The following is a 13,331-nucleotide window of genomic DNA, read 5'->3' as shown; positions in this document are numbered from 1 at the left end:
GTTCTGGAAATAAGCGGGCAGCTTCAGCCCATACTGATTGCATCAATAATATGGGGGCCGCAGTTTCTGCGGCCCCCTTTCTTTCTACGTCCTGTGAACGTCGCCGCAGGCTCAGTCGCAGTTTATCACGAACACCCAGAGGTGGATCCGCAGGTATTGCATTTCATGCAGGTTCCATTGCGTACCAATGTGTAATTGCCGCATTCGCCGCAGGCTTCGCCCTCATACCCCTGCATCTTTGCCTTGACCCGTGCATCCATCCCGGTTGCTACTGATGGCGAGGCTTCGGGAACCAGCGCTTGCAGATCGGCCACCGGATCGCTGCCCGTCTTGGCTGCGTCCAACAGGCTGGAGGGCCTGGCTTGCCCGCCCTGCAACACCACCAGATCCTGTGGCAGGCGCTTGCGCAGATAACCGGTGGAAGAGATCTGCTTCAGAACCTCCAGCGAGCGGCTTGCAGCACTTTCGCTCAGCTCTGACAGGTTGGAAACGCCTTCTTCCTCGCCGCGGCCAATATCATCAAAGGCTGGGCCCTGTGGTTTCACATGGGCCAGATCTGTCCGGTCCAGATAGCTGACCGCCAGTTCGCGGAACACATAGTCCAGGATCGAGGTGGCATTCTTGATCGAGTCGTTGCCCTGCACCATGCCGGCCGGTTCAAACTTGGTAAAGGTAAAGGCATCGACAAACTCTTCCAGCGGCACGCCATATTGCAGGCCGACCGACACCGCGATGGCAAAGTTGTTCATCATCGCCCGAAAGCCTGCACCTTCCTTGTGCATGTCGATGAAGATCTCGCCCAGAGTACCGCTTTCGTATTCGCCAGTACGCAGATAGACCTTATGTCCGCCGACAACTGCCTTTTGCGTATAGCCCTTGCGGCGCTGTGGCATCTTGGTGCGCTGCGATTTGGCGATCTCTTTGATGATGATTTTCTCGACGATCTTTTCCGCCAGAACTGTGGCTTTTTCCTGCGGCTTGCCGCTCTCCAGCACCTCTGCGGCCTCGTCGTCGTCTTCGACCAGCGCGGCGGCCAGTGGCTGGCTCAGCTTGGATCCATCACGGTAGAGCGCATTCGCCTTTACCCCCAGCGACCAGCTGAGTTCATAGGCTTTCTGACATTCCTCGATCGCGGCATCATTTGGCATGTTGATGGTTTTTGAAATCGCCCCGGAGATAAAGCTCTGGGCTGCGGCCATCATACGGATATGGCTTTCAACACCAAGATAACGCTTACCTTTCTTGCCGCAGGGGTTGGCACAATCAAAGATATTGTAGTGCTCTTCCTTCAGGTGCGGCGCGCCTTCCAGGGTCATGGTGCCGCAGACATGATCATTGGCGGCGTCGATATCAGCTTTGGTAAAGCCAAGGTGGCGCAGCAGATCAAAGGTTGGATCGTTCAGTTTCTTGGCGGGAATTCCCAGCACGCCGGTGCAGAAATCTTCGCCCAGGGTCCATTGGTTGAACACAAAGCGGATATCAAAAGCGGCCTCCAAGGCACTGTCAATCTTGGATAATTCATTGGGGCCAAAGCCGTGCCCGGTGAGCGAGGTGTGATTGATGACCGGGGCATTACCCAGGGTCGCATGCCCCACCGCATATGACACGATCTCTTCGATCTGCGAAGAGCTGTAGCCCAGCCCTTCCAGCGCCGCAGGCACCGAACGGTTGATAATCTTGAAATAGCCGCCACCGGCCAGTTTCTTGAACTTCACCAGCGCAAAGTCAGGTTCAATCCCCGTGGTGTCACAGTCCATCACCAACCCAATGGTGCCGGTGGGCGCAATGACAGTGGTTTGGGCATTGCGGTAGCCGTGTTTTTCGCCCAGCTTCAACGCCTCGTCCCAGGCCCCCATGGCCAGATCAACCAGCCGCGCATCAGGGCAGTTGTCGATATCCAACGGCACCGGCGGCACCGACAGCCCCTCATAGCCGCTGATCTTGCCCATGGCGGCAGTGCGGTGATTGCGGATCACCTTGAGCATGGCATCGGCGTTGCGCGCATAACCGGCAAAAGCGCCCAACTCGGCCGCCATCTCAGCGGAAGTCGCATAGGCCACCCCGGTCATCAGCGCCGTCAAAGAGCCACAAAGCGCGCGGCCTTCTTCGCTGTCGTAACCGTGCCCCATATTCATCAGCAAGCCGCCGATATTGGCATAGCCCAGCCCCAGGGTGCGGAAGTCATATGACCGCTGGGCAATTTCCTTGGATGGGAACTGCGCCATGGTGACCGAAATTTCCAGTGTCACCGTCCACAACCGGCAGGCATGCATAAAGTCTTCTGCCTGGAATTTGCCATCCTTGTAAAAGGTCAGCAGATTCAAAGAGGCCAGATTGCAGGCAGTATCATCCAGGAACATGTATTCTGAACAAGGGTTTGAGCCACGAATCTCACCGTCTGCCGGGCAGGTGTGCCATTCATTGACGGTATCGTGGAACTGAATGCCTGGATCAGCACAGGCCCAGGCCGCGTGGCCGACCTTTTCCCACAGATCGCGCGCCTTGACGGTCTTGGCGACCTTGCCGTCGGTGCGGTTGATCAGCTGCCAGTCGGCGTCTTTTTCCACCGCGTGCAAAAAGGCATTGGTCACCCGGATCGAATTGTTGGAATTCTGCCCCGAAACAGAGCTATAGGCATCAGAGTCCCAATCGGTGTCATAGATCGGGAATTCGATGCTGTCGTAGCCCTGTTTGGCATAGTCCAGCACCCGTTTGACATAGGTCTCGGGGATTGCAACCTTCTTGGCCTCGCGCACCGCCTGTTTCAGCGCTGGATTAGCTGCCGGGTCATAGGCCTCTGTTGCGGCACCATCCCAGGACCGGATTGCTGCAAAGATACCGTTCAGCATCTTTTCATGCATCTTGGAGCCCGCAACAATAGAGGCCACCTTCTGCTCTTCGATCACCTTCCACTGGATGAAGTCTTCGATATCCGGATGATCGGCATCGACGATCACCATCTTGGCGGCGCGCCGGGTGGTGCCCCCCGATTTGATCGCCCCTGCGGCCCGGTCACCAATCTTGAGGAACCCCATCAAGCCAGAGGAGCGCCCGCCCCCTGACAGCGGCTCTCCTTCGCCCCGCAGATGGCTAAAGTTGGTGCCCGTGCCAGACCCATACTTGAACAGTCGCGCCTCGCGCACCCAGAGATCCATGATGCCACCGTCATTGACCAGATCGTCGGAAACCGACTGGATGAAACAGGCGTGGGGCTGCGGGTGTTCATAAGAGCTGGTGGATTTGGTCAGCTTGCCGGTTTTGAAATCAACATAGTGGTGGCCCTGGGCTGGCCCGTCGATACCATAGGCCCAATGCAGCCCGGTGTTGAACCACTGCGGGCTGTTGGGGGCGGCGCGCTGGCTGGCCAACATGTAGCGCATCTCATCAAAGTACGAGCGGGCATCATCCTCGCTTGAGAAATAGCCGCCCTTCCAGCCCCAATAGGTCCAGGCACCGGCCAGACGATCGAACACCTGCTTGGAAGAGATCTCGCCGCCGCAGGGCACATCCTTGCCAGCAGGCACAGAACGCCAGAGAAACTCTGGCACGCCTTTTTCCGCGACCTTCTTCAGGCGCTGCGGCACCCCGGCCTTGCGAAAGTATTTCTGTGCAATCACATCGCTGGCGACCTGGCTCCACTCGGCGGGAACTTCGATGTTCTCCAGCCGGAATACAATGGTGCCATCCGGATTGCGGATCTCGGAGGTTGCCGAAATGAAATCCAGACTAGCGTAGGCGTCCAGCCCGGCCTTTGTAAACTTGCGCTCGATCTTCATGCTCTGCCCCTTGTGCCTGTACGACCTGATGCGCCTGCACCCCGGTCACATATCTGCGCCGCATTGAATGCGACATTCTTCATTTTGAAAGCACGAGCGGACCGGCATGCCTTTTGATGGGCTTGCTGTTTAAGAGACCTTCGCCGGTCATTTCGGTGGATGTAGCTTGTGTTTTCACATTGTCACAAAGCGGCAATATGTAACTAGATATTGTGGCCTTGCAGATGACCACTACAACTTGACGTATTCCAGCCAAGAGGGTCAACGAATAATTTACCCTTTTTTTGCCTTCTTTGCTGTTGACCTAGCAGAGGCGAAACAGGTGATGCGCTGTCTTGGTGATTCATCTGCCCATCCCCTCTTCTTTTGCCCAAACGGTCTTGTCTCGATCCTCCTCGAAATTCCGCGAAACAGCAAAGACTTGCCGCGCAAAGCCAAAAACTGATCGCCGCGATTGCCAGCCTTAGCCAAAATTTTGTGCAGTCTTTTCCCACCCCGATGCAACACGGCACGCGGGCCGCAGATGTTGCATCGATGCCCCAAATCCGGCGGCCCCTGCGCCGAGGCTTTTACCAGCACGCGCAAGATTGGCAACGAGTTGAAACAACTCCGCGTCAATTCCTTAATGATGTCTTAACGCCAATCCATCCCGGCACGCAGATCGCACCGCTAGATTCTGTGATTCTATCGACAAGCCCCACCGCCGACTGACAGGCCATGCAAGAGATCAGGGGAAACAGGCGCAACAGATCGCGGCTAGAGCCCCCTATCGCGTCACCACAAGGCCATGTCTGCACCGTGATGCAGAATCAGACCCCGGATTCGCAAAGGGGCAATGCAGCGCAAAGCTGCCAGTCAAAGGCAGGGTGAAATGGTAAAGCAAAGCTCCGACCACGCGACCACGAACGCCACAAGAAACCGCCAAGTGCCGTGGTCGGATCAGCGGTTATTGATGTTGATGAGTTCTTCAGGATCTGATCTCTGGCGAGGGGCCAGGATATCCTGGCCTCTCGCGAGAACATCAAAGAAACATTGGGTTTTCTTTGAAAGTGGTCGGGGCGGCGAGATTCGAACTCACGACCCCCTGTACCCAAAACAGGTGCGCTACCAGACTGCGCCACGCCCCGAACCGTGCGCTGTTCCTAACGCCAGTGAATGGATTTGAAAACCCCTAACAAGGCCAAATTGGGCCAGTTTTTGAAAAAACTTTGTGGCGCACCTCTGTACCCATAGAAATGCCGTATCGCGCCGCCAAACCCGCGTTGATTTCCAACACCGCAAAGACCTGATCCCCGCCCGGAAGCGGGGTTAGATCACCGGGAATCGCATTGGCCTGGATCCCGGTCACCTGGCCGGTTTGATCCAGAAAGATAATATCAAGCGGAATAAGGGTGTTCTTCATCCAAAAGGCAGCGCGCTGCGGCTTTGGATAGACAAACAGCATGCCAGCCCCACGGGGCAGCGACTCGCGAAACATCAAGCCACGGGCGCGTTCCGCTTCGTCATCGGCGATTTCTATATGAAAGGAGGTTTGTCCCCAGCTGCCGCGCAGCTCAATCCGTTCTGGGCGGCAGGTCTCTGCCTGGGCGGAAAGGGGAAGGCCCAGGCCAAGAATCAGGGCCAGGGCCGGTGCGACGAGAGAAGCTCTCAGTCGCGTCATCGGATCAGCCTGCCTGATCGCTGCAAGGTATGGCAGCTTCCCAGGCCTGAACTTCGGTGGCCATCTGCCCCCGCTTGCCATCGATCACCCGGATTGCCAGGGCTTCTCCGGGTTGCAGATCGGCCAACCCCGACTGGCGCAGCACTTCGACATGCAGAAAGATATCTTCGCTGCGACCAAATATATTGGCGAAGCCAAAGCCCTTGCCTTTATTAAACCATTTCACCCGTGCGGGTTCCAATGGTTTGGCCTGCAGGTCCGTCAGATCCAGCTCGGCAAAATCACTCAGCACCGGGACATCTTCCCGCTCCGGCGGGTGAATGGCCAGAACCTCAACCGCCTGAACACCACGATCGGTGTTATGGGTGACGATTTCGATACGGGTTCCATCCGCAACCGAACTCTGTCCAAAATTACGAAGTACATTCACATGCAGCAAAATATCAGGGCCGCCCAGATCGGACACAACAAAACCAAACCCCTTGGTGGGGTCAAACCATTTAACAAGGCCTTGGATGTGCTGGAGGCTGCTCAGATCTTCTGCCACTTAACTTTTCCACTGCGTCTTTTTCATTTTCTTGCCAGCGTGATGCGCGATTTCACCAACCAAGTTCAAGCAAAAATCCTCTCAGTTGTAAGAAAAGTGCTATTTTTGACATCAAAAGCTTAAGGATTAAGGCGCGAAACCGACCAATCGTCCTGTTCGCTACTACGCCGCCATACAAAACGATCATGCAGGCGAAACGCCCCATCCGCCCAGAACTCAATCTCGACCGGGGTGATCCGGTAGCCCCCCCAAAATGGCGGGCGCGGCGGATTCGGCCCCTTGCTTGCAGTGACCTTGGCCACTTCGGCCATGAGGCTGGCGCGACTGTCCAGCGGCCGCGATTGTTTTGAGGCCCAGGCGCCCAGGCGGCTCTTGAGAGAGCGCGACGCATAGTATTCATCCGCCTTTGGCCCCTCTTCCCGACGAATATCGCCACGCACCCGAATCTGTCGGCGCAGCGATTTCCAGTGCATCACAAAGGCGGCCTTGCCAGCGCTGTCCAACTCCTGCGCCTTGGCGCTTTCATAGTTGGTGTAGAAAACAAAAGCCGAGGCCTCGATGTCTTTCAACAGGACCATACGGGCATTGGGCAGACCATCGGCATCCACCGTGGCCAAGGCGATGGCATTGGGGTCGTTCACTTCGGTTTTCTCGGCGTCCGCCAACCAAGTGCGCGCAATGGCAAAGGGGTCATTTCCGGCAAACAGCCCTGAACGTTCACTCAATACAACCTCCTGTCTGAAACTTGCGCCACATTAGGCAGCCCCCCAGGGATCGGCAAGGGGCCTCGGGCAGAACCAGCCCCCGCGCATATGGTAAGGCTTGTACGATCATTCAAGGTCGCCCCTTGAAGCAAACGCCGCGGCATATTAAACGTCTTTAACTTCACGGATCACAGGCGGAGAACCTGAATGTCTAATCAACTGATGACCGGCAAGCGCGGTCTGATCATGGGCTTGGCCAATGACAAATCGATTGCCTGGGGGATCGCCAAGGCCTGTGCCGAGGCCGGTGCCGAACTGGCCTTTTCTTACCAGGGGGATGCGCTGAAAAAACGCGTCCTGCCGCTGGCAGAACAACTGGGCAGCGATATCGTTCTGCCCTGCGATGTCTCGGATGAGGCCTCGATGGATGAATTGTTTGTCGCGCTCGAAGAAAAATGGGGCAAACTGGACTTTGTCGTGCACGCCATTGGCTTTTCCGACAAGAGCGAACTGCGGGGCCGCTATGTCGACACCAGCCGCGCAAACTTCCAGATGACCATGGATATTTCGGTCTATTCCTTTACCGCCATCGCGCGGAGGGCCGAAAAGATGATGGATGCGGGCGGCTCTATGCTGACCCTGACCTATTATGGCGCTGAGCAGGTTATGCCGCACTATAATGTCATGGGCGTTGCCAAGGCCGCGCTAGAGGCCTCGGTCAAATATCTGGCCGAAGATCTGGGCAAGGATGGCATTCGCGTCAACGCAATTTCCGCCGGTCCGATCAAGACCCTTGCGGCCTCTGGTATTGGCGATTTCCGTTATATCATGAAATGGAACGAGTATAATTCACCGCTGCGCCGCAACGTGACCACCGGTGACGTGGGGAAATCCGCGCTCTACCTGCTGTCGGATCTTGCCTCTGGCGTGACCGGTGAGAATCTGCACGTGGATGCGGGCTATCATGTGGTCGGCATGAAGGCCGTGGACGCCCCGGACATCGAGAAAGGCTGACCCGAGATGAGCACCAAGGATACAAGCCGCCTGCCCCATGAAAAAGGGTTTCACATCTCCTGGGACCAGATCCACCGTGACAGCCGGGCGCTGGCATGGCGACTGGATGGGCAGGGTCCCGATGATGGCCACTGGCGCGCCGTTGTGGCGATCACCCGTGGTGGCATGGCCCCAGCCATGATCGTCGCCCGCGAGTTGGACATTCGCACCGTCGACACGATCAGCGTCAAGTCCTACCATTCTGGCGGCGGCAAGGCCGATCAGCGCCGTGAAGCTGAGGTGCTGAAAAGCCCCGATGCGGACATGATGGGCGATGGCACCGGCATTCTGATTGTCGACGATCTGGTCGATTCTGGCAAAACCTTGGAACTGGTGCGCGACCTCTATCCGCAGGCGCATTTTGCCACCGTCTATGCGAAACCTCAGGGTGAGCCGCAGGTGGACACCTTCATCACCGGTGTGAGCCAGGATACATGGATCTTTTTCCCCTGGGATATGGCTCTGCAATATGTCGAACCCTATCGCGGCACCGACTAAGGCCTGACCAAACACATCCGAAACGACCCAAACGCGCTCTCTTGTCCAGGGCGCGTTTTTTTTGCGGTGCGATGCGCCCGGTCGATTTGGATCAATGCGGATCCCCGCCAAAGGCTGCGCCCCCGGCCAGTGGATCTGTGACAAGTGATTGCCATCCCCCCGGCAAGCCCCTACCAATTCTGCAGCAAATCACCCCAAGATCAACAGGAGTGGGCATGATCACATCGCGCACAGAGGCAACCTTCCTCTCTCCCATCGTCGAATCCCGTCGCTGGGTTGCCGGCGTCACCTTCCCGGATGACCGCCCGCTGTTGAATGTAAGCCAGGCCGCCCCGGCTGATCCGCCACCGCTGGGGCTGCGCCAGGCCCTGGCCGAGGCGGCGCTCAACCAGGATGACGCACATCTCTATGGTCCCGTGCTGGGGCGTGACGGCCTGCGCAGCGCCCTGGCTGAACAGATGTCTTCACACTACGGTGCCACGGTTTCGCCCGCTCAGATCGGCATCACCTCGGGGTGCAACCAGGCCTTTGCCGCCACCATTGCCGCGCTCTGCGGTGAAGGCGATGAGGTGATCATTCCAGTGCCCTGGTATTTCAACCACAAGATGTGGCTGGACCTAAGCGGCGTCACCGCCCGCCCGCTGCAGGTTGGCGATGACATGCTGCCCGCCCCGGCTGCGGCCGAGGCCCTGATTACGCCCCGCACGAAAGCGATACTGTTGGTGACGCCCAACAACCCAACCGGGGCGGAATACCCCGAAGGCCTACTGCGGGCGTATTTTGATCTGGCACAGTCGCGCGGGCTGGCCTTGATCGTGGATGAGACCTACCGCGATTTCGACAGCCGCTCCGGGCCGCCGCATACACTGTTTCAGCAGACAGACTGGGATCAGACCCTGATCCACCTCTATTCCTTTTCCAAGGCCTATCGCCTGACCGGTCACCGGGTTGGCGCCATTGCCGCAGCACCGGCACGGTTGTTCGAAATGGAAAAATTTTTGGATACAGTAACCATCTGCCCGTCGCAGCTGGGACAGATCGGGGCGCAGTGGGGAATTCACAACCTTCAAAACTGGCTCGCTGGTGAGCGCGCCGAAATCTTGGACCGCAAGCAGGCAATTCTTGACGCTTTCCCGCTACTCGCCTCGCGCGGGTGGCGGTTGTTGGGGTGTGGTGCCTATTTTGCCTATGTCGAACATCCCTTTGATCTGCCGGCGTCACAGATCGCCCAGAAACTGGTCACCGAGGCCTCTATCTTGATGCTGCCCGGCACCATGTTCATGCCCGAAGGCGACCAATCCGCCGAACGACAGTTCCGCATTGCCTTTGCCAATGTCGATGCCGCAGGCATTGGTGAACTCTTTTCCCGGCTGAGCCAGTTTCAGCCCTGAGACCCGCCCTGACATCCGCCCGCCCCAAGCCATTGCCCCACGCGGGTATCGGCCGGACACCGTGCGGGGGCGCAGAACCCCGGCCCGACATGCACCAGGACCCGACAAAGCCCAGCAATCAAGCCTTTGAGCGGGCAGAGGATCTTGCCCCGCTTGGGGCAGCAGCGTATGCAAGGCAGGAACATCTATTAAGCAGGGAGCCCCGGACACGACATCCCGGCACCTCCCCCCGAAAGCGAAGTTAAAGAGGGCAGCATGGCCACAGGCATTAAGAAACTATCCAATACCTTTGTTTGGATCCTCATGGGTTTGCTGATCATCGGCCTTGCCGGCTTTGGTGCGGTGAATTTCAACAGCTCCATGTCTTCGATCGCCCAGGTCGGCGACGAAGAAGTCAGCGTTGATGCCTACCTGCGGGAATTGCAGCGCGAACAGCGCGCTTTGCAGGCGCAGGGCGGTCAGTCGCTTACCATCGCCCAAATGGCTGCCTTTGGTCTGGACCGGGTTGTTCTACAGCGCCTGATCTCGATTGCCGCCATCGACAACGAGGTCAAGAACCTTGGCATTTCCATTGGCGACGAAAACCTGCGCCAGGAACTGGCCGAGATCCCAGCCTTTCAGGACGCCAGCGGCAAGTTTGACCGGCAGGCCTATAGTTTTGCCCTGCAGAACGTAAACCTGAACGAAAAGGACTTTGAGGCTGACCTGCGCCGCGAATCTGCCCGCACCCTGGTCCAAGGGGCCATCGTGGTTGGCGCAAAAATGCCCCAGACGCTCACCGACACGCTGACCAACTATATCGGTGCCCGCCGCAGCTTTTCCTATGTTCAGCTATCTGCCGATCAGGTTGCCCTGACCCAGGTGATGCCCACCGATGCAGAACTGCAATCCTACTACGATGACAACCAGGCGCGCTTTACCCTGCCCGAAACCAAGCGCATCACCTATGCGCGCCTCAGCCCCGAAATGATCATGGACAGCGTCGAGCTCGACGAGGTTGCCCTGCGCAAGCTCTATGACGAGCGGGCAGATCAGTATCAGGTGCCGGAACGCCGCCTGGTCGAACGCCTGGTCTTTGCCGATGAGCAAAGCGCCGCAGAGGCCAAGGCGCAGCTGGATGTTGGCGGCACCACCTTTGAAGCCCTGGTTGATGGGCGCGGTCTGGCGCTGAGCGATGTTGATCTTGGCGATGTCACCACCGGCGACCTGGGTGCGGCATCCGACAGTGTTTTTGCTTCCGAAGTGGGCACAGTTGTCGGCCCGCTCCCGACGGATCTGGGGCCGGCCCTGTTTCGGATCAATGGTCACCTTGAAGCGCGGGTAACCTCTTATGAAGACGCAATGCCAGAGCTGCGCGACGAACTGGCAGCCGATCGCGCCCGCCGCTTGATCGAACAGCAGGCCGAAGAGATCAACGATCTCTTGGCCGGTGGCGCCACTCTGGAAGACCTGGCAACTGAAAGCGACATGCAGGTCGCAACCATCAACTGGAGCGGCGAAACAGGCGAAGATATCAGCGCCTATGAAGACTTTCGTACGGCTGCCAGCGTGGTAACACTGGAGGACTTCCCAGAGGCGGAATTCCTGGGCGATGGCAGCCTGTTTGCCCTGCGCCTGGACGAAATCCTGCCAGAACGCCCCGAACCTTTTGAAGCGGCAAAACAAAAAGTTCTGGATGCCTGGAATGCCGACCGTGCTGCGGCTGCGCTGCAGGCCCGGGCTGATGCGCTTTTGCTGGCCGCCAAGGAGGCGGGTGCCTTCCCCGAAGAGAGTGAGGTCAAAACCGAAACTGGCCTGACCCGCACCGCCTATCTCGACAACACACCGGCCGATATGATGAACCAGATTTTCACCATGGAACCCGGTGATTTCAAGGTGATCTCCGGCGAGGATAGCACCGTTATCGTACGTCTTGATGCGGTGCTGCCCACGGAAACCAGCGAAGAAATGCAGCTCATGGCGGATGCGCTGGGAACTCAGCTTGATCAGGCGGTTTCAGAGGCGCTGTTCACCGCCTTTGTTGCCGATGCACAGCTGCGCGCCGCGCCGCGCGTTGATCAACAGGCGCTAAATGCCGTTCAGGCCAATTTCCAGTAAGCGAGGCGGCCAAGATGGCTTTGACCCCAGAATTTGACAGCTTTGCCCGGGCCTATGACGCCGGGGAAAACCAGGTTGTCTATACCCGGCTGGCGGCAGATCTCGACACGCCTGTGTCGCTGATGCTGAAACTGACCGGTGCCCAGAAAGACGCCTTTATGCTGGAATCCGTCACTGGCGGCGAGGTGCGCGGGCGCTATTCCATCATTGGCATGAAGCCGGATCTGGTCTGGCGCAGCCAGGGCCCCCGGTCAGAGCTGAACCGCTCTGCCCGGTTTGACCCAGAGGCCTATGAGCCGCAGCAAGGCAACCCGCTGGACAATCTGCGTGCCCTGCTGGCCGAGAGCAAAATCGACCTGCCTGAAGACATGCCACAGGCGGCGGCGGGTCTGTTTGGCTACCTTGGCTATGACATGGTGCGCCATGTGGAACACCTGCCAAATGTGAACCCCGACCCGCTGCAATTGCCCGATGCGTTAATGCTTCGCCCCTCGGTCATTGCTGTGCTGGACGGCGTCAAGGGAGAGGTCACAGTGGTATCCCCCGCCTGGGCCAGCGACGGCCAGACGGCCCGCGCTGCCTATGCCCAGGCCGCCGAACGGGTGATGGATGCGGTGCGTGATCTGGAACGCGCCATGCCGTCTGAAACCCGCGATCTGGGCGATGCCCGCGAGGTGGCGCCGCCGGTGTCGAATTTCACCAAATCCGACTATATGGAAGCGGTGGAAAAGGCCAAGGATTACATCCGCGCAGGCGATATCTTCCAGGTGGTTCCGGCGCAACGCTGGAGCCAGGACTTCCCGCTGCCCCCCTTTGCGCTCTATCGCTCTCTGCGGCGCACCAACCCGTCGCCCTTTATGTTCTATTTCAATTTTGGCGATTTTCAGGTGATTGGTGCCAGCCCGGAAATTCTGGTGCGTGTCTTTGGCAATGAGGTCACCATCCGCCCCATCGCCGGCACCCGCCCGCGTGGCGCGACACCGGAAGAGGACAAGGCCAACGAGCTGGATCTTCTGGCCGACAAAAAGGAACTGGCAGAGCACCTGATGCTGCTGGATCTTGGCCGCAACGATACAGGCCGCGTGGCCAAGATAGGCACCGTACACCCGACCGAGCAGTTCATTATCGAACGCTACAGCCATGTGATGCATATCGTCTCCAATGTGGTGGGGGAACTGCACGAGGACAAAGACGCGCTGGATGCGTTCTTTGCCGGCATGCCTGCGGGTACCGTATCCGGCGCGCCAAAGGTGCGAGCGATGGAAATCATCGACGAGCTGGAGCCGGAAAAACGCGGTGTCTATGGCGGCGGTGTTGGCTATTTCTCGGCCGGTGGCGACATGGATATGTGTATCGCGCTACGCACCGCCATCATCAAGGATCAAACCCTGTATGTGCAGGCGGGCGGCGGCGTGGTCTATGACAGCGACCCCGAGGCAGAGTTTATGGAAACGGTGCACAAATCCAATGCCATCCGGCGTGCAGCCGCCGATGCTGCCCGCTTTATCGGTAAGGGCAACACCTGACCGCCCCCCGTGCCACTGCACCTGCACCTGCACCTGTAACACCAAAAGGGCCTCAGACTTTGAGGCCCTTTTTATGTCC

The 13,331-nt window shown here is 58.2% G+C and carries 9 protein-coding genes and 1 tRNA gene; 5 read left to right on the top strand and 5 right to left on the bottom strand.

Annotated elements, in window-relative coordinates; genetic code table 11:
* Positions 1-125 precede the first annotated feature (125 nt).
* From ACN0VH_RS01895 to pdxH, 5 genes are all read right to left on the bottom strand, one after another.
* A complete protein-coding gene (locus tag ACN0VH_RS01895) occupies positions 126-3,776 on the bottom strand; it encodes a vitamin B12-dependent ribonucleotide reductase (protein WP_417699303.1) in 3,651 nt (1,216 codons plus the stop codon).
* Between the two features lie 1,050 nt (positions 3,777-4,826).
* Positions 4,827-4,903 (bottom strand) — tRNA-Pro (locus ACN0VH_RS01890).
* A gap of 44 nt (positions 4,904-4,947) precedes the next feature.
* On the bottom strand, positions 4,948-5,436 hold the full coding sequence (locus ACN0VH_RS01885) for a DUF192 domain-containing protein (protein ID WP_417699302.1): 489 nt from the start codon (positions 5,434-5,436) through the stop codon (positions 4,948-4,950).
* A 4-nt stretch (positions 5,437-5,440) separates the two neighbouring features.
* Positions 5,441-5,983 carry a cold-shock protein gene (locus ACN0VH_RS01880; RefSeq protein ID WP_278921571.1) on the bottom strand — a complete coding sequence of 181 codons (543 nt, stop codon included), beginning with the start codon at positions 5,981-5,983 and terminating at the stop codon, positions 5,441-5,443.
* Between the two features lie 119 nt (positions 5,984-6,102).
* Positions 6,103-6,708, bottom strand: a complete 606-nt coding sequence (gene pdxH / locus ACN0VH_RS01875; RefSeq protein WP_278921570.1) for a pyridoxamine 5'-phosphate oxidase — start codon at positions 6,706-6,708, stop codon at positions 6,103-6,105.
* A 186-nt stretch (positions 6,709-6,894) separates the two neighbouring features.
* Here pdxH and fabI point away from each other — a divergent pair, with 186 nt between their 5' ends.
* From fabI to trpE, 5 genes are all read left to right on the top strand, one after another.
* Complete coding sequence (fabI, locus tag ACN0VH_RS01870; RefSeq protein WP_278921569.1) at positions 6,895-7,701, top strand: enoyl-ACP reductase FabI; 807 nt, start codon at positions 6,895-6,897, stop codon at positions 7,699-7,701.
* 6 nt (positions 7,702-7,707) lie between these two features.
* Positions 7,708-8,238, top strand: a complete 531-nt coding sequence (gene gpt / locus ACN0VH_RS01865) for a xanthine phosphoribosyltransferase (RefSeq protein ID WP_278921568.1) — start codon at positions 7,708-7,710, stop codon at positions 8,236-8,238.
* Positions 8,239-8,453: 215 nt separating this feature from the next.
* Positions 8,454-9,629, top strand: coding sequence for an aminotransferase (locus ACN0VH_RS01860; protein ID WP_278921567.1), 1,176 nt, complete (start codon positions 8,454-8,456; stop codon positions 9,627-9,629).
* 255 nt (positions 9,630-9,884) lie between these two features.
* Positions 9,885-11,726, top strand: a complete 1,842-nt coding sequence (locus ACN0VH_RS01855) for a peptidylprolyl isomerase (protein ID WP_417699300.1) — start codon at positions 9,885-9,887, stop codon at positions 11,724-11,726.
* 14 nt (positions 11,727-11,740) lie between these two features.
* Entirely contained in the window at positions 11,741-13,252 is a 1,512-nt protein-coding gene (trpE, locus tag ACN0VH_RS01850; RefSeq protein WP_417699298.1) for an anthranilate synthase component I, read from the top strand.
* Positions 13,253-13,331 lie beyond the last annotated feature (79 nt).

Origin of the sequence: Pseudophaeobacter sp. (genome assembly GCF_048267565.1) — a bacterium.
In the GTDB taxonomy this organism is placed as follows: domain Bacteria; phylum Pseudomonadota; class Alphaproteobacteria; order Rhodobacterales; family Rhodobacteraceae; genus Pseudophaeobacter; species Pseudophaeobacter profundi.
Note: the sequence above shows the minus strand (reverse complement) of the source record. Positions and strands in the feature narration are given on the sequence as shown.

Bases quoted from the DNA above. Each gene is read 5' to 3' on its own strand.
- ACN0VH_RS01860 (WP_278921567.1), top strand. From the start codon at position 8,454: ATGATCACATCGCGCACAGAGGCAACCTTCCTCTCTCCCATCGTCGAA.
- fabI (WP_278921569.1), top strand. From the start codon at position 6,895: ATGTCTAATCAACTGATGACCGGCAAGCGCGGTCTGATCATGGGCTTG.
- ACN0VH_RS01885 (WP_417699302.1), bottom strand. From the start codon at position 5,436: ATGACGCGACTGAGAGCTTCTCTCGTCGCACCGGCCCTGGCCCTGATT.
- gpt (WP_278921568.1), top strand. From the start codon at position 7,708: ATGAGCACCAAGGATACAAGCCGCCTGCCCCATGAAAAAGGGTTTCAC.
- ACN0VH_RS01895 (WP_417699303.1), bottom strand. From the start codon at position 3,776: ATGAAGATCGAGCGCAAGTTTACAAAGGCCGGGCTGGACGCCTACGCT.
- ACN0VH_RS01855 (WP_417699300.1), top strand. From the start codon at position 9,885: ATGGCCACAGGCATTAAGAAACTATCCAATACCTTTGTTTGGATCCTC.
- trpE (WP_417699298.1), top strand. From the start codon at position 11,741: ATGGCTTTGACCCCAGAATTTGACAGCTTTGCCCGGGCCTATGACGCC.